This is a genomic window from Massilia sp. TWP1-3-3 (assembly GCF_049897805.1).
Lineage (GTDB): Bacteria > Pseudomonadota > Gammaproteobacteria > Burkholderiales > Burkholderiaceae_D > Telluria_A.
Genome location: NZ_JAFCWX010000003.1, coordinates 68,101 through 92,615 on the forward strand (window position 1 = coordinate 68,101; position 24,515 = coordinate 92,615).

Annotated in this window: 25 protein-coding genes; 5 read left to right on the forward strand and 20 right to left on the reverse strand. The window is 60.2% G+C overall.

The window, feature by feature from the left end; genetic code table 11:
• Positions 1 to 48 precede the first annotated feature (48 nt).
• The 6 genes from ACP7D4_RS03610 to ACP7D4_RS03635 form a co-directional block, all read right to left on the reverse strand.
• The gene (locus ACP7D4_RS03610) at positions 49 to 1,173 is read right to left on the reverse strand and encodes an ABC transporter permease (protein ID WP_426106202.1); all 1,125 of its coding nucleotides are present in this window, start codon (positions 1,171 to 1,173) and stop codon (positions 49 to 51) included.
• Positions 1,170 to 2,105, reverse strand: coding sequence for an ABC transporter ATP-binding protein (locus ACP7D4_RS03615; protein WP_426207810.1), 936 nt, complete (start codon positions 2,103 to 2,105; stop codon positions 1,170 to 1,172). The genes ACP7D4_RS03610 and ACP7D4_RS03615 overlap by 4 nt, the downstream gene beginning before the upstream one ends.
• On the reverse strand, positions 2,102 to 3,103 hold the full coding sequence (locus ACP7D4_RS03620; RefSeq protein ID WP_426207811.1) for an HlyD family secretion protein: 1,002 nt from the start codon (positions 3,101 to 3,103) through the stop codon (positions 2,102 to 2,104). The genes ACP7D4_RS03615 and ACP7D4_RS03620 overlap by 4 nt, the downstream gene beginning before the upstream one ends.
• The gene (locus tag ACP7D4_RS03625) at positions 3,100 to 3,738 is read right to left on the reverse strand and encodes a TetR/AcrR family transcriptional regulator (RefSeq protein WP_426106206.1); all 639 of its coding nucleotides are present in this window, start codon (positions 3,736 to 3,738) and stop codon (positions 3,100 to 3,102) included. Before ACP7D4_RS03625 ends, ACP7D4_RS03620 begins: the two co-directional genes overlap by 4 nt.
• 47 nt (positions 3,739 to 3,785) lie before the next feature.
• Positions 3,786 to 4,820 (reverse strand): endonuclease/exonuclease/phosphatase family protein, encoded by a 1,035-nt coding sequence (locus ACP7D4_RS03630; RefSeq protein ID WP_426106207.1) that lies wholly within the window; start codon positions 4,818 to 4,820, stop codon positions 3,786 to 3,788.
• 293 nt (positions 4,821 to 5,113) lie between these two features.
• Positions 5,114 to 6,781, reverse strand: a complete 1,668-nt coding sequence (locus ACP7D4_RS03635; protein ID WP_426207812.1) for a methyl-accepting chemotaxis protein — start codon at positions 6,779 to 6,781, stop codon at positions 5,114 to 5,116.
• A gap of 479 nt (positions 6,782 to 7,260) precedes the next feature.
• Between ACP7D4_RS03635 and ACP7D4_RS03640 the strand changes: the two genes are divergently transcribed.
• The gene (locus tag ACP7D4_RS03640) at positions 7,261 to 7,938 is read left to right on the forward strand and encodes a helix-turn-helix domain-containing protein (protein WP_426207813.1); all 678 of its coding nucleotides are present in this window, start codon (positions 7,261 to 7,263) and stop codon (positions 7,936 to 7,938) included.
• A 259-nt stretch (positions 7,939 to 8,197) separates the two neighbouring features.
• Here the strand turns inward: ACP7D4_RS03640 and ACP7D4_RS03645 are convergent, their stop codons facing one another.
• The 5 genes from ACP7D4_RS03645 to guaB form a co-directional block, all read right to left on the reverse strand.
• A complete protein-coding gene (locus ACP7D4_RS03645; protein WP_426207814.1) occupies positions 8,198 to 9,184 on the reverse strand; it encodes a potassium channel family protein in 987 nt (328 codons plus the stop codon).
• A 457-nt stretch (positions 9,185 to 9,641) separates the two neighbouring features.
• Entirely contained in the window at positions 9,642 to 10,433 is a 792-nt protein-coding gene (locus ACP7D4_RS03650; RefSeq protein WP_426207815.1) for a hypothetical protein, read from the reverse strand.
• 282 nt (positions 10,434 to 10,715) lie between these two features.
• A complete protein-coding gene (locus ACP7D4_RS03655) occupies positions 10,716 to 11,303 on the reverse strand; it encodes a hypothetical protein (protein ID WP_426207816.1) in 588 nt (195 codons plus the stop codon).
• Between the two features lie 640 nt (positions 11,304 to 11,943).
• Positions 11,944 to 13,554, reverse strand: coding sequence for a glutamine-hydrolyzing GMP synthase (guaA, locus tag ACP7D4_RS03660; RefSeq protein ID WP_426207817.1), 1,611 nt, complete (start codon positions 13,552 to 13,554; stop codon positions 11,944 to 11,946).
• A gap of 83 nt (positions 13,555 to 13,637) precedes the next feature.
• Positions 13,638 to 15,101, reverse strand: coding sequence for an IMP dehydrogenase (guaB, locus tag ACP7D4_RS03665; RefSeq protein WP_426100981.1), 1,464 nt, complete (start codon positions 15,099 to 15,101; stop codon positions 13,638 to 13,640).
• Positions 15,102 to 15,255: 154 nt separating this feature from the next.
• Between guaB and ACP7D4_RS03670 the strand changes: the two genes are divergently transcribed.
• The gene (locus tag ACP7D4_RS03670) at positions 15,256 to 15,804 is read left to right on the forward strand and encodes a DUF4124 domain-containing protein (protein ID WP_426207818.1); all 549 of its coding nucleotides are present in this window, start codon (positions 15,256 to 15,258) and stop codon (positions 15,802 to 15,804) included.
• A gap of 28 nt (positions 15,805 to 15,832) precedes the next feature.
• Here the strand turns inward: ACP7D4_RS03670 and ACP7D4_RS03675 are convergent, their stop codons facing one another.
• Both ACP7D4_RS03675 and ACP7D4_RS03680 read right to left on the reverse strand, forming a co-directional pair.
• Entirely contained in the window at positions 15,833 to 16,120 is a 288-nt protein-coding gene (locus ACP7D4_RS03675) for an RnfH family protein (protein WP_426207819.1), read from the reverse strand.
• Positions 16,113 to 16,544: a type II toxin-antitoxin system RatA family toxin gene (locus tag ACP7D4_RS03680; RefSeq protein ID WP_426100987.1), complete on the reverse strand. Its 432-nt coding sequence runs from the start codon at positions 16,542 to 16,544 to the stop codon at positions 16,113 to 16,115. Before ACP7D4_RS03680 ends, ACP7D4_RS03675 begins: the two co-directional genes overlap by 8 nt.
• Positions 16,545 to 16,607: 63 nt before the next feature.
• On the opposite strand from ACP7D4_RS03680, the gene smpB reads away from it, so the two are divergent.
• Positions 16,608 to 17,057 (forward strand): SsrA-binding protein SmpB, encoded by a 450-nt coding sequence (gene smpB / locus ACP7D4_RS03685; protein ID WP_426100989.1) that lies wholly within the window; start codon positions 16,608 to 16,610, stop codon positions 17,055 to 17,057.
• A gap of 11 nt (positions 17,058 to 17,068) precedes the next feature.
• On the opposite strand, the gene ACP7D4_RS03690 is transcribed toward smpB, so the two are convergent.
• From ACP7D4_RS03690 to ACP7D4_RS03700, 3 genes are all read right to left on the reverse strand, one after another.
• Complete coding sequence (locus ACP7D4_RS03690) at positions 17,069 to 18,268, reverse strand: multidrug effflux MFS transporter (protein WP_426207820.1); 1,200 nt, start codon at positions 18,266 to 18,268, stop codon at positions 17,069 to 17,071.
• 116 nt (positions 18,269 to 18,384) lie between these two features.
• Positions 18,385 to 19,065 carry a signal peptidase I gene (lepB, locus tag ACP7D4_RS03695; RefSeq protein ID WP_426207821.1) on the reverse strand — a complete coding sequence of 227 codons (681 nt, stop codon included), beginning with the start codon at positions 19,063 to 19,065 and terminating at the stop codon, positions 18,385 to 18,387.
• A 433-nt stretch (positions 19,066 to 19,498) separates the two neighbouring features.
• Positions 19,499 to 20,305, reverse strand: coding sequence for an SDR family oxidoreductase (locus ACP7D4_RS03700; RefSeq protein WP_426100995.1), 807 nt, complete (start codon positions 20,303 to 20,305; stop codon positions 19,499 to 19,501).
• Between the two features lie 177 nt (positions 20,306 to 20,482).
• On the opposite strand from ACP7D4_RS03700, the gene ACP7D4_RS03705 reads away from it, so the two are divergent.
• Together ACP7D4_RS03705 and ACP7D4_RS03710 are read left to right on the forward strand one after the other, a co-directional pair.
• Positions 20,483 to 20,923: a hypothetical protein gene (locus ACP7D4_RS03705; RefSeq protein ID WP_426207822.1), complete on the forward strand. Its 441-nt coding sequence runs from the start codon at positions 20,483 to 20,485 to the stop codon at positions 20,921 to 20,923.
• 27 nt (positions 20,924 to 20,950) lie between these two features.
• A complete protein-coding gene (locus ACP7D4_RS03710; RefSeq protein WP_426100999.1) occupies positions 20,951 to 21,496 on the forward strand; it encodes a hypothetical protein in 546 nt (181 codons plus the stop codon).
• A gap of 343 nt (positions 21,497 to 21,839) precedes the next feature.
• On the opposite strand, the gene ACP7D4_RS03715 is transcribed toward ACP7D4_RS03710, so the two are convergent.
• The 4 genes from ACP7D4_RS03715 to ACP7D4_RS03730 form a co-directional block, all read right to left on the reverse strand.
• Complete coding sequence (locus tag ACP7D4_RS03715; protein ID WP_426207823.1) at positions 21,840 to 22,652, reverse strand: hypothetical protein; 813 nt, start codon at positions 22,650 to 22,652, stop codon at positions 21,840 to 21,842.
• 131 nt (positions 22,653 to 22,783) lie between these two features.
• Positions 22,784 to 23,005 carry a hypothetical protein gene (locus ACP7D4_RS03720; protein ID WP_426101003.1) on the reverse strand — a complete coding sequence of 74 codons (222 nt, stop codon included), beginning with the start codon at positions 23,003 to 23,005 and terminating at the stop codon, positions 22,784 to 22,786.
• A gap of 7 nt (positions 23,006 to 23,012) precedes the next feature.
• Positions 23,013 to 23,930, reverse strand: a complete 918-nt coding sequence (locus ACP7D4_RS03725; RefSeq protein ID WP_426101005.1) for an SPFH domain-containing protein — start codon at positions 23,928 to 23,930, stop codon at positions 23,013 to 23,015.
• A 27-nt stretch (positions 23,931 to 23,957) separates the two neighbouring features.
• The gene (locus ACP7D4_RS03730; protein ID WP_426101007.1) at positions 23,958 to 24,380 is read right to left on the reverse strand and encodes an NfeD family protein; all 423 of its coding nucleotides are present in this window, start codon (positions 24,378 to 24,380) and stop codon (positions 23,958 to 23,960) included.
• Between the last annotated feature and the right edge of the window lie 135 nt (positions 24,381 to 24,515).

Genomic DNA, 24,515 nt, shown 5'->3' on the forward strand with positions numbered 1-24,515 from the left:
AAAGCCTGCGTAAAAAGGAAGGAGTGTACCAAATCCGCCCAGGGACACTCAGTCCAGCGTTTGGCGGAAACGGCGCAGCGCCACCATTGTTGCCAACAGCGCGAACAGGGCAATCGGCCAGACCTGGGGCAGGATCTCGGCCAGCGTATTACCCTTCAACATAATGCCTCGCACCACGCGCAGGAAGTGCGTGAGCGGCAGCGCTTCGCCGATGACCTGAGCCCAGGCAGGCATGCCGCGAAACGGAAACATGAAGCCCGTCAGCAGCATCGACGGCAGGAAGAAGAAAAACGTCAGCTGCATTGCCTGCAGCTGGTTGCGCGCGATGGTCGAGAACGTGAAGCCGATGGCCAGGTTGGCCGCAATGAACAGCACCAGCACCGCCGAGAGCAGCCACAGGCTGCCCACCACCGGCACGTCGAACAGCAGCACCGCCGCCGCCAGGATCACCGCCACCTGCACGTAGCCGATGCCGATGTACGGCACGATTTTGCCGACCATGACTTCCAGCGGCGAGACGGGCGTGGCCAGCAAGTTTTCCATGGTGCCGCGCTCGCGCTCGCGCGTCATGGCCAGCGCCGTCATCATCACCATCGTCATGGTCAGGATCACGCCCATCAGGCCAGGGACGATGTTGTAGCGCGTAAGGCCCTCCGGGTTGTAGCGGCGCTGGCTGCGAATCTCGTACGGCGCCTCCTGGGGCCGCAGGTGCGCCAGTGGCCCGGTCAGGTCGCGCCCGATCGCGCGCGCGGCAATGGCGTTCAGATTGGCCAGCGCATTGCCGGTGGCGGCCGGATCGGTGGCGTCGGCGGCCAGCAGCATCGCGGGCCGCTCGCCCCGCACCAGCTTGCGCGAAAAATCGGCCGGCACGATAAGGACGAACTGCACCTCGCCGCGCGCCAGCAGCGCGTCCCCTTCGGCCGAGCCGCCGATCTGGTGCGCGACGCGAAAGTACTGCGACGTTTCGAGCGCCGCAATGAAGCCGCGCGAAAACGTGCTGTGATCGGCGTCGTGCACCGCTAGCGGCAGCTTGCGCACGTCACCATTGATGGCGAAGCCGAACAGGATCAGTTGCAGGATCGGGATCCCGACCATCATGCCGAACGTCAGGCGGTCGCGCCGCACCTGGCGCAGTTCTTTCAGCAGCACGGCGAGCAAACGCTGCCAGCTCATGGCCTGATCTCTTCCACATTGTCGCGCGCGTTCTGCATCAGCGCGATGAACACGTCTTCCAGGCTGGTGGGAATGGGCGAGGCCTGCAGCGCGGAAAGCGCCGGTTGCGCCATCGCGTGCGCCATTGCCTGCGCGCTGTCGGCGCTGACATGCAGCGTGGCCCCGAAAGGCGCGACGGTACGGATTGACGGTGCGCTGCGCAGCAGCGTGGCGGCGTGGTTCAGGTCAGGACCGCTGACAGACCAGGTCAGCAAGGCCGCCCCGGCCACCACCTCGGCCACGCTGCCGCGCGCGAGCAGCTTGCCGTAGGCGATGTAGGCCAGCTGGTGGCAGCGCTCCGCTTCATCCATGTAGTGGGTCGAGACCAAGACCGTCATGCCGCCGGCGGCCAGGGTATGGATCTCGTCCCAGAAGTCGCGCCGCGCGGCCGGGTCGACGCCGGCGGTGGGTTCATCGAGCAGCAGCAATTGCGGATCATGGATCAGGCATGCGGCCAGCGCCAGGCGCTGTTTCCAGCCGCCCGACAGCGCGCCGGCCAGCTGCTTGCGCCGCGATTGCAGGCCAAGCCGTTCGAGCGTGGCGGTGATCCGTTCGCCGCGCCGGGGAACGGCGTACACGCGCGCAAAAAAATCCAGGTTCTCTTCAATGCTCAAGTCTTCGTACAGGCCGAACTTTTGCGTCATGTAGCCGACCTGGCGCTTGATCTGGCGCGCCTGGGTGCGGATGTCGTAGCCCAGGCAGGTGCCCTCGCCCGCGTCGGGCGTGAGCAGGCCGCACAGCATGCGGATAGTGGTGGTCTTGCCGCTGCCGTTCGGGCCCAGGAAGCCGTAGATGCGGCCGCGCTCAACGCGCATGTCGACATGGTCGACGACGATGCGCCCGTCATAGGACTTGGTCAGGCCGCGCACGTCGATGATGACGTCGCCGCTCACGGCAGCGACCCCTGCATCGGCCCCGGGGTGACTGTCAGCGGCTGGCCGGGATGGAGCATGCCCGCCTCTCTGACATCGGGCGTGGCCTCCGCCATGAAAACGAGCGTGGAGCGGTTTTCCTTGCTGTAGATGAGCGGCGACGTGAACTCCGCCTGCGGTGCGATAAAGCTGATGCGCGCCTTGATGGGCGCGGCGCAGCCGTCGCAGGCAATGGTGGCGCCCTGCCCCACCTTGAGCTGCCCGAGGCGCGCTTCAGGAATGAAAAAACGGGCCTTGATGTTGGCAGGCGGCAGAATGGCCAGCACGGGAGCGCCGGCGCTCACCCATTCGCCGACCCGGTAATAGACGTCACTGACCAGGCCTGCAGTGGGGAACGACTGCGCCTTTTGGTCCAGCCGCCATTGGGCCTGGGCCAGTTGCGCGCGCGCCGCTTCCACTTCCTTTTGGGCGGCGGTTACCTGGTCGCTGCGCGCGCTCGTTTGCGCGGTGCGCAGGCGCGCCGCAGCCTGCTCCACGCGAGCGCGGTCGGCGGCCACGGCGGCCGAACTTTGGTCGATCCGCGCGCGCGAAATGAAGCTTTCGTTGACCAGTTTGCGGTCGCGCTCCAAGTTGGCGCGCGAGAGCGCAAGCGCAGCTTCGGCGCCGTGCAGGTCCGCTGCAATGGCCGCCACTTCGTCGCTGCGCGCGCCCTTGCGCAAGTCCGCCAGCAAAGCCTCGGCGCGTTGCACGCGGCTTGCCGCTTCGAGCCGGGCGGCCGTTTCGCTGCCCTGCTCCAGTACGTACGCAGGTTCCCCGGCAATTGCGCTCTCGCCCGTCTTGACATGGACGCGCACCAGCGTGCCGGCCAGCGGCGCGCCGAGGCGTACGTATTCGCCTTCGGCATAGCCCGGGAAACTCGTCTCGACAGCCGGGCTGCAGGCGGAAGAGAGCGCGCACAGGGCAAGCGGGAACAGGGCAAACGGGAACAGCATTGACGGCAGTAATCGACGTCGCTTCATGGCGCCTCCTTAATGAGAGTGATGGCGCGCAGCGAAAGTTCAATCCGCTGCAGCAGCGCCTGCTCCGACAGCAAGGCAACATCGACCAGCGCGGCCATGCCGGCATCGATGGCGCCACTGCGTTCGGCGGCGTTGCCGGCAAGCATAGGCGCGATGACGCCACCCGCAATAAAAGGGAGCAACTGCTGCACGGGAAGGCCAATGATGTTGCCGTCGGCCTGGCCCTGGCGCACCAGCTTGAGCAGCACGTGCACGTGGCGCGGCGCATTGTTGCGCAGGAACGCGAGCGGAACCGGTTCACCGCGCGCCGCTTCGGCCAGCAGCATGCCCAGCATGGCCCGGTGCTTGAGCACAAAGCGGCCCAGCACGGTGATGGCGGCGCGCAGGCTGGCCACGGCGTCACCCCGGGCTGCGGTTTGCAACTGCAATTCAAGAAACATCCCCTCGTACATCTGATCGAGCAAGATGCGGATGAAGTTGTCCTTGTTTTTAAAGTGGTAATGGAACATGCCGAGGTTCACGCCGGCGTGTTCCACCAGTTTGCGAACGGACAGGCCGCCGCACCCGGTCTGGGGCAACAATGCCAGGCCGGAAGCGATCAGCTGCGCATCTACCTGTTTGGATGGGCGATTCATGCGGTTATTATACGCCCGTATAATAACCACCCATGCTGATTATTGCATCACTGCCGGTACTGGCTCGGTCCGATATCGATGTTGACAAGCACCTGCCCGTGGTCGGTCACATGCATGGGCTTGCGATCCATCGAATTGGCCGAGTCGATCACATGGTCGTTAAACAGGCGCACGTCCACCACCTTGCCGATGCGCTGCACATTGGCGTCGGCAAAGTGGTTGCTGACAAAAATATTGTCCAGGCTTTCGTAGTGACCGTTATGAATGTACGTGTAGTGGAAATTTTCCAGGCTTTTCCGCGCTTGCACGTCGCGGCAGTTTTGCAGGACTTGCTTCCAGCGGCGCAGCTTTTCATCCTGGGGCAAACCGCGGCGCGGCTCTTCGCCCAAAATCACGCTGCTGGTGACGGCGCTGTCGCTGTCGTTCAGGTCGCCAAGCACGCAGATCGGCACGGTCTCGTCGCGCGCCAGCATGTCGCTCAACAGCTGGCGCACGCCGCATGCTTCAATGCCGCGCCGAATCAGCGAGCGCACGCTGCCGCGCGCCAGTTCCGGCAAGTCGGCCTCGTCACGCCCGACGCCGCGCGCGAGGATGGGTCGCTTGGATTTCAAATGCAGTACCATTACGCAGAGCGTGAGCTGGTCGCCGAACGCAATCGTCGCCGTCAACACCCCGCGCGAGAAGCGCTCCATCGGGATGGCCACAGGTTCACTGTCCAGCGCGGCGCTGGTCGGGCGGTCGTCGAAAAACTGGAAGGGAGACGGCATGGCGTCGACCACGGCCGCTTCCTTGATCGGATACCGGCTCAGGATCGCATTGACCGGCAAGGCGCCGGTCGGATTGGCGACGAACAGATGCCAGTCCGACATCGGCGTGCCCGTCAGGCAGTCGCGCAGGGCGCGTTCCTCGAACACTTCTTGAAAGCCGATGATATCGGCGTTCATTTTCAGCAACTGGTTGCGGATCCATTCGGTCTTGAGGCGGTACTGCTCGGGCGTGAAGTGCGGATGCTTTTCGCCGTAGATTGGAATGCCGGCGGTGATGAGGTTTTCGGTGTTGAAGCTGGCTATTGATAATTTCATGAAGTCTTCCCTGGAGCGTGAGACAAGCCCGTGACAAGCACGGACTCCTCGATCATGGTTAAAGGGAGATTGCGCCACTTCGCACAGGTGTTGTACCGAACAATATGGCCTTTTTGTTCGGCGCAACGCGGGCTCCCTCGGTATCAACAGCATACCCTTTGCTATCTTAGGAAAGTAGCCCTTCAGATATTCCGGAACACACCCAGGCCAGCTTTGCCCGCAAGCCTGCTGGTCCCCCGTGCGCCAAGGGGCAACGCGCCCAGTGGTGCGCGCTCTGCGCACAAAGCGCGCTGTCAAGCTCGTTTTCTCACCGAGATTAGCGGCGTGACCGCATCCTGTGGCAGCGATCCCAACCGCGGCGGATGGTGGCGCGCGTGCATTGCCGACGGCGCAGGCGCAGATGAAGCACTCAGTTTGAACGAATTGACGAGCATGGACAGGTGAGAGGCCTGTTGCTGGAGTTTTTCTGCGGCCGCTGTCGCTTCCTCTACCAGCGCCGCATTCTGTTGCGTCACCTCGTCCATTTGCGCGACGGCCTGGTTGACCTGGTCAATTCCTTCGCCTTGCTCCCGGCTGGCATGGGAAATGTCGTTCATGTAGGTCGCCACTTGGCTAATTCTGCCCACCAGCGCATCCATCGCCGCACCGGCGCCTTCGACCAGTTGACCGCCGGCCTCGACCTTGTCGGCCGTGTCGTCAATCAATCCCTTGATTTCCTTTGCTGCGGCCGCTGATCGTTGCGCCAAGTTTCGGACCTCGCTGGCGACTACCGTAAATCCGCGCCCCTGTTCGCCGGCGCGCGCCGCCTCGACCGCAGCATTGAGGGCAAGAATATTGGTCTGGAAGGCGATGCCATCGATCACACTGATGATGTCGACGATGCGGCGCGAACTAGTCTGGATCGAAGACATTGTCGATATCACGTCTGCCATGGCATGCCTGCCCTTGCTGGCCCCGTCCGAGGCCTCAGCCATCATCCGGTTGGCGTCGCCTGCGTTAGCCGCATTCTGTTTAACCGTGCCGGTCAGTTCTTCCATCGACGCCGCCGTTTCCTCAAGGGAACTGGCCTGCGATTCTGTTCGCGCTGACAAGTCCGCAGTCCCCTGCGTAATTTCGGTCGCGCCCGCGCGTACTATTGCGGTTACCTCCTGAATCTGTCCGACAAGCAGGCGGACATTGGTTTGGAGTACCCGCAAACCATGGGCCACGGCACTAATTTCGTTATCAGCATCGACCCGGATCTTGTTGCTCAAATCTCCCGAACTCATTCGCTCCAGTTCACGCCGCAAGGCCAACAGCGGCTTGAGCATACGCACGCGTAACAGCACGCTCAAGAGCGCCGTCACCAGAATCCCGCTGGCAGCGCAGGCAACTTCAAGGCCGGCGTTGGCCCCTCCTCCCTTGATGTTGATGATAAGCATTACCATGAACAAGGATGCAATCACAGACCCGGCCATAAGTAAGCTCATGTTCAAAGAAACGCTCGCCAACTTGCCCGAGCGCCGCGCCGAGATCGGCACTACCTGCCCATCCTTTACCGCCAGAGCGCTTTTACCGGCCTTGATCTGGCGGTATGCATGCTCTGCCGCTTCGACGTCACGGCGTTCTGGTTTGACCCGAATTGACGTGTAACCTTTGATGACCCCGTTTTCGATCAGCGGAGCGGCGGTCGCATCGACCCAATAGTGGCCACCGTTCTTGCAGCGGTTCTTGACCAAGCCGTTCCACGCTTTTCCGCTCTTGATCGTAGTCCAGAAATCGGCAAACGCTTCAGCCGGCATATCCGGATGACGCACGATATTTTGAGGGGCGCCTAGCAGCTCCGTTTCGGTAAAGCCACTGATGCGTACAAAATCTCCGTTGACGTAGGTGATATTGCCTTGCAAATCGGTTTTGGAGACGATGGTCTCAGCCTCTCGAAGTACGTATTCAATGCTTGTGACCGGAAGATTGTTTCGCACTCGCATCCCCTAATAGGTTTTCATATGTTGACTGGTCCGCCCGACGGCGGGAACTTGCCCAATTAATACTATAAATTCCTGAAGGAAAAAAGCAAAAAAAATACCTTTGGGGATTAATTGGACCTAGATTGATGTGCATCAACAAATCTTACCGTTTGGATATGGACAATATAGCCATCAGTTATCAGACGTGAAATGCGAGTGATGGTGATAGTTGTAGGGGCAATTTTGGACGCTTGGCCGCCCGGTCCGTTGTCAGTCGGTTATTCTCTGGAATATGTGCACCGCGTTTTCGATTGCGGCGCGCCACCGCTACAACGCCGGGCATTGCACGGGGATTAACAAGGATGACGCACATTACTGAACTTTCGCCCCTACCCTCCCGTACTGAACGTGAACAGATCAGGTGCGGCAGCTGCGCCCTCAGCCAGTTGTGCCTGCCAAGCGGGCTGGACGTCGCTGGCACCGCGCGGCTGGACATGATCATCACCCGCCGCCGAGTGCTGCGCGACGAGCAACTATTTTGCGTCGATGAGCCTTTTCAGACTATGTACGCGGTCCGTTTCGGCCATTTCAAGACCTTTCGCGTCAATCTGAACGGGGAGCGCCAAATCCTGGGCTTCCCGATGACCAGTGATGTGCTTGGCCTGGATGCCATCGGCCCGGCGCGCCATGCCAGCAGTGTGGTGGCGTTAGAAAACAGCGAAGTGTGCGCGATTCCCTTTACTCACTTTGAGCAGCTTTCTGCCGATCTTCCCAGCCTGCAGCACCATTTCTACCGGGTTTTGGGACATGCAATAACGCGCGACCAAAGTGCGATGCTGGTCATGGGCAAAATGCGGGCGGAACAAAAGTTCGCCGCTTTTCTGGTCAATTTGTCTACCCGTTATGCCGACCGCGGCTACTCCCCGTTGCGTTTTCGGTTGAGGATGTCCCGTGAAGAGATTGGCAATTATCTGGGTTTGACCGTTGAAAGTGTTTCCCGTCTTTTGCTGCGGTTTAAGCAGAAAGGTCTGTTGCGGATCGACCATCGAGGAGTCAACATTACGGATCGAGCAGGGATGGAAGCCCTGGCAACGGGTCAAACCACGGCTGAACCGATCGCGAGCCGCGTTCACAAACCGCCGCTGGTAGCGGCCGACCATCAGTTCAAATAGCAGCGCTATTCTAATCGTTCATTCGGAACAGGACGGCTTTGGGGAGCAACGGTTTCGCCGTTTTCGATTGCACAAGCGAGGTTCCAGAACCGGGCACGGCGTTACTTGTCGGGCCGGGCATCGCGACGATTGCACGCAGCAGAGTGAAGCAGGCATTTCGCTATGTTTGTAGAGCGCAGACGGTAGAGTAAGAATACTCGGGGCCCAAGTAAAAGGCCGCTTTCGACTCTGACGCTTTCCGTCGCTGCCCTCGCTCTGCTCAGCCGTGCCTGCGAATCTGATCTTCGACCAATGCGCGCCCGGCGGGGTCGGCCATCAGCACCAGCGTCACGCCGCCCCCAAGCGGGAAATCGTCGGCCGGGTTGAAGGTCCATTTGTCGTTTTCGTAGGCAGCCATCAGCATGTAGTCGCGCGACCTGGGCAACAGTCGCGACAACGCCACCGGTGCCATATCGACCGGCAGCACAACTTCCTCGACCCGCATCGCACCTTCGCTGCGCAGCATCTGGTCCATGAAATTGACCACATGCGGGCGCACCATGGCCGACGCGATGCGCATGCCGCCCGTAAAATCGGGCGAGACGATTTCATCGGCCCCGGCACGGCGCGCTTTTTTGGTGTTTCGCACGTCGTGCAGGCGCACAACTACGCGCACTTTCGGATTAAGCATTTTGACCGACAAGGCGATCATGAGGTTGTGGCTGTCGTCACCAGTGACGGCGAATACGCCGCTTGCGCCCATCAGGCCGGCGCGCTGCAAGGCCGCGTCGTCGGCCGCGTCGTCATGCACGTACAGCGTTTTGGGATGGTGCTCGAGCCAGGCGTCGAGTGAATTCCGGTCACTTTCCACCACCACAAAGCGCCGCTGCGTGTTGAATAGTTCCTTGGCCACGTTGGAGCCGACGCGGCCAATTCCGCACACAATGTAATGGCCGGAAAGCTTGGCGATTTCTATTTCCATTCGTCTTCTCCGTCTGTCCAAATTCAGGTCGGCATCCACCAGCAGCGCAACGACAGTGGAAAATACATAGCTCATCGCGCCGATGCCCAACACAGCTATCAACACGGTGAACAGGCGCCCGATGGGATGGTGACCCAAGTCGACCGTCTCGCCAAAACCGATGGTGGCGACAGTTATGAATGTCATGTAAAAGCTGTCGACCCAGGACGCGTTCGGGCGCCCCAGATAGTGGTAGCCCAAAGTGCCGACGATATGCACCAGCACAAGTAGCGCAGCACCGATCATAAGGCCTTTGACATGCCTGTGATGGATCAGCCTGGCCAAGGACTCACGCCCGGAGCGCATTGAACTCTCCAAACGGCCCAGATGCGACTGCGGTGCGTCCGTCCAAAAATATTGAGGGACTAAGGCGGCAGCCTGCCTTATCTATTCCCACGCGGTGATGAACGGATGACCTAAGCACGTGATCTCAAGAAGTATTTAGCAGCGCCCAAGCCCTCCTCCTATCAAAAATACGATGGTTCGAACTAATGAAGATAGTTGCCCTTTGTCTCGATTTTTGGAGCAACTCTCGCAGTGTATTACCACCACGCTTCGCGTGCAAGCTACTGGGCGCAGTACGCCGCCGCGCCGGTCCCTGTTATGAATGACGATCGGCTCTCCAGGCGCTGCAGATCGGGACGCACACATGACTCTGATCCGGCGCCAGGCGCTATACCGCTTGAGCCCGGCATAAGGCCTTCTACTTCGGGTAGCGCAGCCAAGCCGGGGGCGAGGCGTTCAGCTGGCCGACGTACCAGATGCCGTCAAACGCTTCGTCGGTATGCTGGATTTCTACCGACGGTACGGCAGGCAATGTGACGCCTACCAGGTGTTCGCCCATACTGTCCGGTCCGCATTTCGGCGTGCACGACCAAGCCGTGCCGGCGCCGTAGCGCAGATCGAGGCTGACCATCTGACCGACTCTCTCGCGCACATACATGCCAAATGGCTTCAAATTGGGATCCCATGAAACGCCCTTGGTCAGTCTTGCGTGAAGATTGCCAACCAGGACCATGCTGTAGCCTCGGCCGCGATAGGCCGTCGTGAAGTTGTCCGCCATATCGCGATCACGCACCGTGTAGTCGCCGCCTTTGGCCTGATCAATGCCCGCCACGCTCGTCACGCGCCCGCCGGCCAGATCGGCCCGCAGCCCGCGCAGCAGCGCTAGCATTGCCACGCTGGTACGACCGTCCTCGATCTTCCATTGGGAACTTTGAACCAGGGCGCGTTCGTCGATCTTGCCCGCTCCATAATTGGAGAGCAACGAATTTTCAGTTACCGGCAGCTCCACGAACACGCTGATTTTTTCCTTCTTTGCAACAAATTCCCGGATGCAGTCGAGGAAAAATCGAGGCGCCTCGACCGTTCCGTGGTATTCGCCGAACACAATGACACCACCGTCGGGCAGCGTCTGCTTTAGCTGCACGTAACAGCTGGCGAAGGCGTTTAACGACGCTGACAATAGAAGCAAGCACAGAAGAAATTTGCGCACCTTGAGCCTTCGTTATCGAACGGATTATTGTAGGTGCCCTGCTCGGGCCCGGCAAGGACCCTTTGGGTTAAGGCCGGACTAACAGGCGCGCTATGCTCAAATACCAAAAAAGCCGCCCCGCTTTCAACGGAACGGCATTTCCTTCACAAGAGAACGCAGGACTCAGCCACAGCCTAGGCCTGCGTTGCTGCTACGCTGCACCATGCTTTTCGCTCTACCGATGGCCGGCCCCCAGGCCCGCCTCAAGCTCGGCGCTCGCCTGCGGCTACGCTCCGCCTTTCATTATGGTTTCCCAACGGTTTGCTGGCTTTCCTCCTCGGACCTGCCCCACGCACCGTAGTGCCAATACAGAAACAGCGGCGCTATCACCAGCCACAGCAGGGTAAATGCAAACTCATCCCGCACATCCGAGCCGGTCGACAATTGGATGTACGCAACACCGGGGCTATCGTGCTGGACGAACACCGGCACCCGAGTCCCTACCGCCAGCTGGCTGGGCCGCGCGCCGACGGCATCGAACACTTCGTTGGGTGTGCACCACGTACAGCTGGGAGAAAGCGTATTGCTGACGAATCGGCTACCGTTGAGGGAGTAAGAAAATTTTACCTCCGCCACAAAGGGCACTCCCCGTGATGCCCCTTCGCTGTCGGAATTGCCGTGCTTGACGACTTCTTCCACCGAACCGGTTGTTTTCAAAAAATGCAAATTAGGCGTCGCAACGCGCCAGAGTTTGTGTGCATTCTGCAAGCCGGAAAAAACAAACAGCAATCCGAGTAGCAGATAGAGGCCACCGGCCAGGGCATGGAGTATTTTTCTGATATTCATACGATAAGCAGAAGCATAACCCGGAACTCCCGGAACAGCATCCATTACTTGGTAGCTTGCTAAACAGCAGGGCCCATCGCGCTTGTGCATTCAGTGCGCGGGGCGAGTTAATCCACTGCGCAGAATTGGTCGCGCAAACGAGCGCGCTTCAACCGGGGCCACGCTTCCCGTTTGTCCGTAAGGGGAAAGCGATTAAGGGCAGAAGGCTATATATCGCAACGTCGAAAGATATCGCTGTTGCCACGGACGTTCTGTAATGTAGGTTACCTTAGAACGTTTGCGCCGTCCGTACCGGACTGCAGCACGAAGACATAAAGCCTATCGCGGTCGGCTACCTTGAACGCCTTATCGCTTGGCTTGAGATTTTCAATTTGACGTCGGTAAGCATAAGGTTCACCTCTTGATACCATCAATGAAATTTGGCATTTTTACGCCATTATTCCTCAAACAAACAGAGACTTAGTGCATTTCGATTCCATCATTGCGCCCGAATCACTGTGACGCATCAATTAATTTCGATCGTACGTCGGGTAGGTCGTACACGCTTAGGTACTATCGGGCGCGCCTGCTCGCCAATGCCTGCAATTGCCAGACCTCGATTCCCAAAAAGCAAAAAGCCCCTGGAAAGTCAGGGGCCTTGGAGTCGGATCTTGCGCGGAGCCGCGCTAGGTTGCCGGACTAAGGATCATTCCCACTCGATGGTCGCCGGTGGCTTGCCCGAAATATCATAAACCACCCGGTTAATGCCCCGCACTTCGTTAATGATCCGATTCGACACCCTGCCCAGCAAACTATGCGGCAAGTGCGCCCACTGCGCCGTCATGAAGTCGAGCGTCTGCACCGCGCGCAGCGCCACCACATACTCGTACGTGCGCCCGTCGCCCATCACGCCCACCGATTTTACTGGCAAAAACACGGCAAACGCCTGGCTGGTCGCTTCATACCAGTTCTTCGGCGCCTCGCCGACGTCAATGCTTTCCAGCGCAGGCAATTCGCACGGCGTATTGCGCAGCTCTTCAATAAAGATGGCATCCGCGCGGCGCAGCAGGTCGGCAAAATCCTTCTTCACCTCCCCCAGAATGCGCACTCCCAGACCCGGGCCCGGGAACGGATGGCGATACACCATGTCATGCGGCAGCCCGAGCGCCACGCCCAGCTTGCGCACTTCATCCTTGAACAGTTCGCGCAGCGGTTCGAGCAATTGCAAGTTCAATGTTTCCGGCAGCCCGCCCACATTGTGGTGGCTCTTGATGGTCTGCCCCTTCTTGCCCTTGCCCGCGCTTTCGATCACGTCCGGATAAATCGTGCCCTGTGCCAACCATTTCGCATTGCTCAGCTTGGCCGCTTCCACCTGGAACACTTCGACGAACTCGCGACCGATAATCTTGCGCTTGGCTTCCGGATCGGCAACGCCCGTCAAGTGACCAAGGAACTGTTCTTCAGCATCGACGCGGATGACTTTCACGCCCAGGTTCTTGGCGAACATGTCCATGACCATCTTGCCTTCGTCGAGGCGCAGCAGGCCGTGGTCGACAAACACGCACGTCAGCTGGTCGCCAATCGCCCGGTGGATCAGCGCCGCAGCCACGCTGGAATCAACGCCGCCCGACAAGCCCAGGATCACGTCATCGGTGCCAACTTGCTGGCGGATCTTCTCGACCGCTTCCGAGATGTAGTCGGGCATGTTCCACTCCGACTTGCAGCCGCAAATCTCATGCACGAAGCGGCCCAAAATTGCCTTGCCCTGGCTGGTGTGCGTCACTTCCGGATGGAACTGCACTGCATAAAAGCGGCGCTCTTCGTCGGCCATTGCAGCCACCGGGCAGCTGGGTGTGTCGCCCATCAATTTGAAGCCTGGCGGCATGTCAATCACCTTGTCGCCATGGCTCATCCACACCTTCAGCATGCCGTGGCCTTCCTCGGTGACGAAGTCGTTGATGCCCTTGAGCAGCGCCGTATGGCCGCGCGCGCGCACTTCGGCGTAACCGAATTCGCGCACGGCGCCCATCTCGACCTTGCCGCCCAACTGGGCCGCCATGGTTTGCATGCCGTAGCAAATGCCCAGCACCGGTACGCCCAGTTCGAACACGGCTTGCGGCGCGCGCGGCGATTCGCCGTCCAGCGTGGAATTATGGCTGCCCGACAGGATCACGCCGGCCGCGCCATAGTTGCGTACGAACTCGTCGCTGACATCATGCGGAAAGACTTCGGAAAACACGCCGGCGTCGCGCACACGGCGCGCGATCAGCTGGGTAACCTGGGAACCAAAATCGAGAATGAGGATTTTTGAGTGCATGAGGGCGCTATGGAAGTGGTAACTGAAAACTGAAGGCATATAAGCAACGCGGCGATCTGGTCGCCGCGCTGCAACTGCACTATTTATTCGCCCGAACGGTAGTTCGGCGCTTCTTTGGTGATCTGCACGTCGTGCACGTGCGATTCGCGCATGCCGGCTGAGGTGATCTCGACAAACTCCGCTTTTTCACGCAGTTCGTCAATCGATGCGCAACCGCAGTAGCCCATCGACTGGCGCACGCCGCCAACCATCTGGTAAATGATCGCCAGCACGCTGCCCTTGTAGGCAACGCGCCCTTCAATACCTTCAGGCACAAACTTGTCGGCCTTGGCCGAGGCGTCCTGGAAATAGCGGTCGGCCGAGCCGTCGGCCATCGCGCCCAGCGAACCCATGCCCCGGTACGATTTGTACGAGCGGCCCTGGTACAGGATCACTTCGCCCGGCGCTTCTTCGGTGCCGGCAAACATACTGCCCATCATGACCGACGATGCGCCCGCCGCCAGCGCCTTGGAAATGTCGCCCGAGAAGCGAATGCCGCCGTCGGCAATGCACGGCACGCCGGTGCCGGCCAGCGCTTCGGCCACGTTTGAGATCGCGGTAATCTGCGGCACGCCCACGCCGGCAACAATGCGGGTGGTGCAGATCGAGCCAGGGCCGATGCCAACCTTGACCGCATCGGCGCCGTATTCGACCAGCGCCAGTGCTGCCGCCGCAGTGGCAATATTGCCGCCGATGACGTCAATCTGCGGATACTTGGTCTTGATCCAGCGTACGCGATCCAGGATGCCTTGCGAGTGGCCATGCGCGGTGTCGACCACCAGCACGTCCACGCCGGCGGCCACCAGCAGGTCAATGCGTTCTTCGTCGCGCGCGCTCACGCCCACGGCCGCGCCCACCAGCAGCTTGCCGTGCGCATCTTTCGAGGCAAACGGGTGCTCGTGCGACTTCTGGATATCCTTGACGGTGATGAGGCCGCGCAGTTCGAATTCGTCATTGACGACCAGCACGCGCTCAAGGCGGTGCTTGTTCATCAAGCGCTTCGCTTCAGCCGTGTCGGCGTCTTCCTTGACATACACCAGCTTGTCGCGCGGCGTCATCTTGGCGCGCGCTTCCGCGTCGAGCTCTTCTTCAAAACGCAAATCGCGGTTGGTGATGATGCCGACTACCGTCTTGCCTTCCACCACAGGAAAGCCGCTAATGCCGTACTGCTCCGTTAAGGCAATGACGTCGCGAATCTTCATCGTCGGCGGGATCGTGATCGGATCGCGCAAAATGCCAGCCTCAAAACGCTTGACTCGCGCCACTTCCCGCGCCTGGTCCTTGGGGGACAGGTTCTTGTGGATGATGCCAATGCCACCTTCCTGCGCCATGGCAATAGCAAGGCGCGCCTCGGTCACCGTGTCCATCGCGGCGGAAGCCAACGGAATGTTCAAGGCGATATTGCGGGTCAGGCGAGTTTTGAGGGAGGTGTCGGCTGGCAAGACGTTGGAGTAAGCCGGGACGAGCAGCACATCATCGAACGTGAGTGCTTTCTGAAGTAGACGCATAGCATTTTCCTATTGGCGCAAAAGCGAATTATACAGAAGTTCCACCCTGCCGTCTCCCCAGGGCCTCAAAACCGCCTTTATTCGATCTGCACCGTTGACCGCGCGCCGTATTCACGGTTAAATCGGGCATTAGATAACGCACGGAAAGATTCACATGAACAACTCGAACATCTTGCGCGGCTTGCAACTTATTGCTGGCGGCGCCCTGCTCATCGTTGCCAATCTGAGCCATGCGCAATATGCCTGGATCGATGCCAAGGGCATGAAGCAGTTTTCAGACCGTCCACCGCCGCCGGGCACGCCGCAGAAAAACATCCTGCGGGGGCGCAATATGGCCACCGCATCCGATGCAGCACCCGCACCAGCACCAGCAACAGCAACAGCAACAGCAACAGCAACAGCACCAGCGGCGGCGGCGCCTGCCGCTGCCACTAAAGTCGCGCCGCCGTCGCTCGCCGAGCGCGAAGCCGAATATCGCAAGCGCAAGACCGAACAGGTGGAATCGGAAAAGAAAGCGGGCCTCGAGGCGGAAAACGCCAAGGCCAAGGCTGCGGCCTGCACTTCCGCCCGCCAGGCCAAGACGCAGATCGACACGGGCGCACCGATCCGCGAGGCCAACGCAGAGCGCAGCTGGCTCGACGACAAGCAGCGCGCGGAGCGCAAGGCGGCCGCCGAAAAGAGCATCGGCGAATTTTGCGGCTAGGCAGTCACAGGCGCCGTCAAGCGCACAGTCAGGCCGGCTTGTTGCCGGCCCGCCTGCGCCGCGAATCCTTCGGGTCCGCCACCAGCGGGCGGTAAATTTCAATCCGGTCGCGCTCGCGCAGCACCGTCTCCAGCGGCCGTTTCTTGCCATACAAGCCGACTGCCTGCGTCGCTAGGTCGATGCCAGGAATGTCCTGCAGCACGCCGCTCTGTGCAATTGCCTGCTCGATCGTCGTCCCCTGCGCCACTGTCAGGTCACAGAAAAATTCGCGCAACGCGGTCGCGTAGCAGACCTGCACCTTGATCAACTCAGCCATACACCGTCTCGGCCCGTTTGCAAAAGGAATCGACCATGCTGTTGGCGATCACGCCAAAGACTGGCCCGATCAATTGTTCGAGAAGCATGTTCGAAAACTCGTAATACAAATCGAATTCCACCTTGCAGGCGTCGGCGCGCAGCGCCTTGAAGGTCCAAGTCCCGTCCATGGTTTTGAAAGGGCCATCCACAAGCTTCATCTTCATTTGGGTGGGCCGGCTGTTATGGTTGCGCGTGGTAAAGCTCTGGTTCACGCCATGAAAGTGGATGGCCAGGCACGCGACCAGCGTATCGGCATCCCTTTCGAGTACCTTGACCCCACCGCACCACGGCAGAAACTTGGGATAATCTTCCACTTTGGCGACCAGGTCGAACATCTGTTCAGCGCTATAGCCGAGAAATACTGTTTTGTGCACTACTGCCATTGTTCAACCGTTTGCTATGATGTTGGTTATTAGTTTACCTGAACCCCACATTCTAGCCATTTCATGAGCATTGCTGACAATAAAAAAGCTTTTCACGACTACTTCATCGAGGACCGCTGGGAAGCGGGCATCGTCCTCGAAGGTTGGGAAGTCAAGGCCATCCGCGACTCGCGGGTGCAAATCAAGGAAGCTTACGTCGTCGTGCGCGGGGACGAGTTGTTCCTGTTCGGTGCGCACGTGAGCGCACTGGCGACCGCCTCCTCATTTACCCATCCGGACGCGGTACGCACGCGCAAGCTGCTGCTGCACCGTGCCGAACTGGAAAAGCTGATCGGCAAGGTCGAGCGTTCCGGCTACACGCTGGTGCCGCTCAACCTGCACTTCAAGGGCGGGCGCATCAAGTGCGAGATCGGCCTGGCCAAGGGCAAGAAGCAGCACGACAAGCGCGCCACCGAGAAAGAGCGCGACGGCAAACGCGAAGTTGCCGCCGCCATGAAGACGCACGCGCGCTAAGCGGTCGCGGCTTATGCCGCCACGCGTGCGAGCGGGCGCGCCAGCAGCAGGCTCAGGCGCCAGCAAATGAAGCTGGCCACCAGGCCGGCCAGCACGCCGCACGCCAGCTTGAGCGCGCTGTCGAACAGCATCGGCGCGACCAGGCCTGACACCAGCGCGAACAGCGTCATCTGGATAAACGAGAGCATCGACGCCGCCAGGCCGCGATTTTCCGGAAACAGCCCCAGCGCGCCAACCTGGATCGCAGGCATCGCCACCGCCAGTCCAAAGGTGTACAAGCCCAAGGGCAGCACCGCCCACGGCACGGCAGCCACGAAGGCCGCGTTGTAGGCCACGCTGAGCGCACCGGCGGCGCCCATGATGCCAAAGCCGAGCCACATCATGGTCGACGGTGCAATCCTGGAAGCCGCCTTGGCGCTCCAGGCCGAACCGATCGTCATGCCGCCGATCATTGGAATGAACAGCCAGGCGAACGCCGTTTCCGGCAGCTTCAGGATCACCATCACAAAATTGGCGGCCGAGCCGATATACAGCGATAACCCCCCGAAAGCCAGCCCGACCGCAGTTGCCAACAGCAAAAATTCCGGGTTGCGCAGCACCTTCAGGTAGTTGCGGGCAATGGCCACGCCGTGAAAGGCGTGGCGCTGTTCGCGCGGCAAGCTCTCCGGCAGCCAACGGTAGACGAGCACGATCATCAAGGCGCCAAAGCTGGCCAGGAACAGAAAGGTCGAGCGCCAGCCGAACGTGACGTGCAGCCAGCCGCCCAGCACCGGCGCAATGGCGGGCGCCAGGCCGAACACCATCATGATGTGCGACATGATCTTTTGCGCATGCGCCTGGTCGTGCGCGTAACGGTCTTGCACGATGGCCTGGCCGATGACGGAACCGGCGCCGGCAGCCAGGCCCTGCAAGGCGCGGCATGCCAGCAGTGCGCCAAAGGTGGGTGCGAACACGGCGCCCAGCGACGCTGCGGTGTACAGCGACAAGGCGACCAGGATCACGGGGCGCCGGCCGAACGAGTCGGACAAGGTGCCGTAAAACAGCATCATGAATGCAAACGAGAACAGAAAAACGCTCAGCGTTTGCTGCACCGCCAGCGGGCCGACCTGAAAGTCACGCCCGATGGCGAGGAAAGAAGGGAGATAGGTGTCGATTGCCAGCGCGCCCACCATGCCCAGACAGGCGAGAATTACCGTTAACAATCTTTGCATCCGCGCAGCCCCAAAATAAACGGTTGCGCACAGCGCGGCAAACCGAAGAGCAGGATTTTAACGCTAATTCTCTTTTGCTACTTGGGTTTGCTACCTAGGTTTGCTACTGAGGTTTGCTACTGCGGCTGCGCACCCAGCTTCTTGCCGAAACGATCGCCGCGCGGCATCCAGTTGCCTTCAATATCAGCCGACACCAGCACCCGCACCGCGCGCCCGATCAACAGTTTGCGCGGCACCAGGCCAATGTAGCGCGAGTCGGCACTGTTGTCGCGATTGTCGCCCAGCATCATGAACTTATCTGGAGGAATAGTGATGGGGGAAAAATCGCGACGCGCCATGATCGATGGCAGCAACTGAATTTGCTGATGGCGCTCGCCGATGGTTTCGGTCACGCGCTGGGCGGGCACGGACTTGCCATCGCCCATGGATTCCATGACTTCGCCGGTCTGGACATAGTTGGCGCGCTGGCCGTTGATGATGAGATGTTCATTGCGCATCTCGACTACGTCGCCGGGCAAGGCAAGCACGCGCTTGATCAGGCGCGTGCCGTCGGTGGGCGACGAAAACGTGACCACGTCGCCGCGCTGCGGCTCGCCAGTGCGCGCCAGCACCACGTCGGTGAGGGGCACCTTGACGTTGAAGGCGAGGCGATTGACGAAGACGACATCGCCTTCAAGCAAGTTGGGCCGCATGGAGGCCGTCGGGATGGGGTTCCAGTCCGCAACCGCCGTGCGAAACAGGCCGAACAGCAGAAGGAAAGCGACAAAGCCTTTGTTGGCCCGCACCCAGTTTTTCATGACGTCTCCAAGTCGTTAGTGGTGACCCTTTTATACGCAGGCAGACTTTGGAGATGCTTAAGCTGGCGCTACATCCTTACCCGCCGAGCAGCCCCTACATCGCCCTCGCGCACGCGGGGACCCATAGAACCGACGAGTCACGGATAAATTTATAGGAGCCAGTCACTGTAACGCATTGATTCGAATGCAACTATTGGCATCCGCTCTATCGGTCCCCGCCTGCGCGAGGACGATGTCGTTTTCGTTTTCGAGTTCGCAAACTTCGCGACTTCTTTTGGGCCGGCTGATCTCAGCCCGTTTTACTACACCCTTGCACGCGTCGGTGCGATGTTGTTCTCTTTTCGGTTCGCAAGCTTTTCGATTTTTGTCGGGCCGGCTGATCTCAACGCGCTTTACTACGCCCACGACCGCAAAGCCGGTGCAGGGTTGCATTTTAATGCGGCTTGGCTTCGTCCTTGACGGCAGCAAGCGCCATGTCCTCAATCATCCCCGGCGCCAACAGTTTCAGGAAGCGACCGAGCTTGCCTTTGGCAGTCATCACGACCTCGCGTTTGCGCCCATGCATGCCTTCCAGGATCAAGCGCGCGCACTCCTCCACCGGCATTGCGTCATCTTCCTTCAGGCTGCTCGAACCAAGCTCCCCGCCGGCGGCGTTGTAGCCGCGATGCCGAATGCGGGTCGCCACCACACCGGGAAAGGCCGTCGTCACGCTCACGCCCGCCCCTTTCAGTTCAACCCGCAGGCATTCGAAAAAGCCGGTCATCGCAAATTTGCTTGCCCCATAGGCCGAGCGGCCTGGTACGCCTACCAACCCCGCCAGCGACGACACGGCCACGATGCTGCCCTTGGCCGCTTTCAGGTGCGCCAGCGCGGCGTGGGTGCACCAGACGCTGCCCCACAGGTTCACGCGCATCAAGTCCTCGTACCAACCCAGGTCGGTAACCTCCTCGAACAGCGCGTGCGCCGAGCGCCCGGCGTTGTTGATCAGAACGTCAATGCGCCCGAAACGTTCCACTGCGGCCGCCACCAGGCGCTTGCAGTCGTGCTGCACCGACACGTCCGTTTGCACCGCGAGCGCCTGTGCACCCAGCGCGGTGCAGTCGGCGGCAACTGCGTCGAGCAAATCCCGGTTGCGCGCCGCCAGCACCAGCGCGACACGCGCGCCGTCTGCGGCGGCCAGCTGGCGCGCCATTTCGGCGCCGATGCCGTCGGAAGCACCGGTAATGATCACGACTTTCATGGCTGCCCTCCTGGTTTTCCAGAGGCAATATTAGCACTGAAGCCTGCCTGATTTTCCAGCAAATGCCAACGGGTCAATTTTGCCGAAAATCAATAAATTACTTTCTATTACGAAACATTTGCTCTACAATCATTTGCGATGGTTTGATACCATTTTTGATCAATAAAGGACCAATCAATGTTCCAACGCCGCCTGCTCACGCTGTGCCTGTTCCTGGGAGTGCTCTCGCTCACAGGCTGCGCCAGCCGGTCGAAATCCATGCTGTCGCCGGGCACCGACCTTAGCACGATCAAAACCGTGTATGTCGTCAAGCAGCCCAAGGATAACAAGGACATCGATGACTTGATCAAGACCAATCTTGAAAAGCGCGGCTTCAAGGTGATCAAAGGGCCGCAATTGTCCAGCCCCTACCCCGCCGATGCTGCCGTGACCTATGTCGACCGTTGGTACTGGGACCTGACGATGTACCTGATCGAATTGACCATCAACCTGCGGGACCCGCAAAGCGGTTTTCCACTGGCGATGGGCAACGCGATGCACACCTCGCTGAACCGCAAGTCGCCCGAGCTCATGGTCGACGAAGTAGTGACCAATATGTTGACCGCTCCAAAACAATAATTACACCACCACTAAAAGAGACAAAAAATGCACATCAAGAAAATCGTCGGCGCCCTGTTCCCTGCCGCAGCCCTGGCTGCCACCCTGGTCCTGGGTGGCTGCGCCAGCCCCGTCACCAGCACCGCGATGGTGCCAACGGCCGTCACGACGACCAACCACCATGCAGCATCGGTCTCGGTGAGCACCGGCGGCGGCGCTGAAACCAACCCGATGTGGAAGTCGCAAATCAGCGACGCCGACCTGAAGCAGGCACTGGTATCCAGCATCAACCAGAACAAGACGTTTTCCAGCGTGGTCGAAGGCAAAGGCGGCAAATACAACCTGAACGTCGCCATCTTCAACCTCACCCAGCCAAGCTTTGGCCTGTCGTTCACCGTGGGCGTTGAAATGGGCTGGACCCTGACCAACGCCGCCACCGGCGCGGTCGTATGGCGCGAGTCGATCAAGTCCGAGCACACCGCCGGCGCCACCGATGCTTTCGCCGGCACCACGCGCTTGCGCATGGCTACCGAAGGCGCAGCGCGCAACAATGTGGCACTGGGCCTGGCCAAGCTGTCCGCTTTGTCGCTGTAAAGCGCGCGGCCGTGGCCGCAAATAAAAAACGCCAGCGCGGCATTGTCGCGCTGGCGTTTTTATTTGGTCGATACTTATTGGGTCGAGCAGAGAAAACGGAAAAAAATCGGGCGCTAAGCGCTGTAGCGACATTCCGGGCCGAAGCGCCACATCGGTGGCTAGGCGCTTGCGTTAAGCCAGGCGGGCAGCTCGGGCCGCCGCTGCAAGCCGGTTCCGGGAGGCCGGCTCCCATCGCGGATACAGCATGCCGGCTCACGCCTGCTTCGTGACACGCCCGGCACTGCCCCCATGGTGGCAGTCGTACCGATTGAAGACTGACGGGTTCGCAAAACAGAACGCGGTGTTAAGGCTGCTTTGGCGCTGCTGCAATTGGTACTGCCGTGCGTGCCGCAACGGCGAGCTTGCCGTTGAACTGGGCGTCGATCGTTGCCGGAAGACGGGTGATTTTTCCCACATCATAGTTCATCATCGTTGCGATGATGGCACCAGTCACGGCGCCGGCCGCGGCCCCACCGGCAATAGCCTGGCGGTTATAGGCTGCAGGCCCACTGGCCACGCCATCGAGTGTCCCCTTGGCCATCGTGGCGGCAAACCCGGAGACGCTGACGAGGCGGGTTACAGGGTCAAGCACAACGTTCGTGTTTTCGCAGTTTGCGCTCGCCGGATATGGGACGGCGGGCGTTGCCACGTTGGCGACGTACGCATAAACCTGCGGCGCAGTTGCCGAATCGCGCGGCACGAAAATGCCACCGTCAAAGGTCATGTGGGTCCCTGGACCGGATGGCTTGCTCATCAGCGCCGGCTGGCCGAGGAACACTCCGCCGGGAGAAGCACGGTAAAAGGTGCCTTCGGCGCTTTCACGCTCCGAAATGTAAGGACCGCGTGCCAGGCGCGTAACCCAGACTATCTTGAACAATCCTTTCGCCTCCGTCGCCACCAGCTCGTCCGACAAGTTGATGCAGCTCAGCTTGACCGGCGCGCCCATTTCAGCCGGCTTGATCCGTTCACCGGCGCATCCACCGAGCATGAGCATCGCGGCGACGACGGTCGACATGCCGGACAGCGTCGAGTAGTTCTTCAAGCATGTCATCATGGTGGTTGCGCCTTTTGTATGAATGTTATAAAGCAACTTACCACCTGGAGAAATTGCACGCAAGAATTTTTGTATATTGACTCACCTTATCAAGCTGCGAAGATGCGGCCGCTACGTGATCCTAAAAATAACTGAAATGGCTTAGCGCCCGATTCTTTCACAATGCTGTGTGTTCCCCGTATTGGGCGATCCACTCAGTCGTGCCGAAACCAGTACAGCGCCCCGCACAGCGCAGCGCCCGCCGCATACAGCACCCAGGTCTCGGACACCGCATACGGATACACCATCAGCACCACGCCGATCAGCATCACGGCCATGTTCCCGGTTCTTTTCCCGTAGCGGAAGGCCGCAAAACCAATCAGCCCAAACAGCAAGGCGCCGAACAGGTAAGCGCCCGATGGCAGCGACAAGTCCAAGCGGTTCCTACTTCTGCACTTTAACGATCTGCATCGCGCTGGCGATCAAGCCGCTGATGTCCGACAAATTGGCCGGCACGATGATCGAGTTGTTGGTCTTGGCCAGCTCGCCGAAGGCGTGCACGTACTGCTCGGCCACCTTCAGGTTGACCGCGTCATGCCCGCCCGGTTCGGCAATCGCGCCGGCGATCTGGCGCAATGCGTTGGCGTTTGCCTGGGCCAGCGCGATGATCGCTGCGGCCTGGCCTTCGGCGCGGTTGATCGAAGCTTGCTTCTCGCCTTCGGAGCGGGCAATGGCCGCCTCGCGTTCGCCCGTGGCGATGTTGATCTGCTCCTGCTTGCGCCCTTCGGACGCCGCGATCAAGGCGCGCTTTTCGCGTTCCGCCGTGATCTGCGCCTGCATCGAATGCAGGATCGACTCCGGTGGCGTCAAGTCCTTGATCTCGTAGCGCAGCACCTTCACGCCCCAGTTCGCCGCCGACTCGTCGATCGCGTTGACGATGGTGGTGTTGATGTGGTCGCGCTCTTCGAACGTTTTGTCGAGCTCCATCTTGCCGATTACCGAGCGCAGCGTGGTTTGGGCCAGCTGCGTGATGGCGGCCAGATAATTCGACGAGCCGTACGAAGCGCGCATGGCGTCGGTGATCTGGAAGTACAGGATGCCGTCGACCTGCAGCTGCGTGTTGTCGCGCGTGATGCACACCTGCGGCGGTACGTCGAGCGGAATCTCTTTGAGGATGTGCTTGTAGGCGATGCGGTCGATGAACGGGATCACGATGTTCAGGCCAGGGGCCAGCGTGGCGTGGTATTTCCCCAGCCGTTCAACGACCCAGGCATGCTGCTGCGGCACCACGTTGATGGTCTTGAATACGAATACCAGCGCAACGATGAACAGGACGATCGTCGATATGCCCAATGCTTCCATTTTTTGCCTCTTTCAGTGTGTTGTATGTCAGGTGTTGGCGACGATCAAGCGGCTGCCCTGCACTTCGACGATGCGAAAAGTGCCGGCGCCAGCGATGGCGCCCGGTGCCAGGTCCAGGTCCCATTGCGCGCCGCGGTACATGGCGCGCGCCGTGCCTTCGTGCCAAGTGTCCACGTGCAGGGTCTGGCCGATGTCGAGCATCACGTTGGGGTCGCGCGCGGCGTTCTGTTTGAGCGGCCGGCCAAAGCGGCTACGGTGCAGCAGGCCCGTGGCGGCCACGCCCACCACGGCGGCGATGGCGATCTGCGCGGGCGGATTCATGCCGAACATGGCGGCTAGCGCGCCTGCGCCCATGCCGGCGGCGATCATCAAGAGGTAAAAGGTGCCAGTGAACATTTCAAAGATCACCAGCACGCCGGAAAAAGCCAGCCAGATCATCCATTGTTGCATGCCAGTCTCCTCAAATTGAATCTTGACGTGATCCTAGCGGGTTGGCGGCTGGTGTCAATGTTTTTGTTGTCATTCCCGCCAGACAAACGCAAGTAGGGCGGAAAAGCGCAGCGCATTCCGCCATGAGCCGCCGGG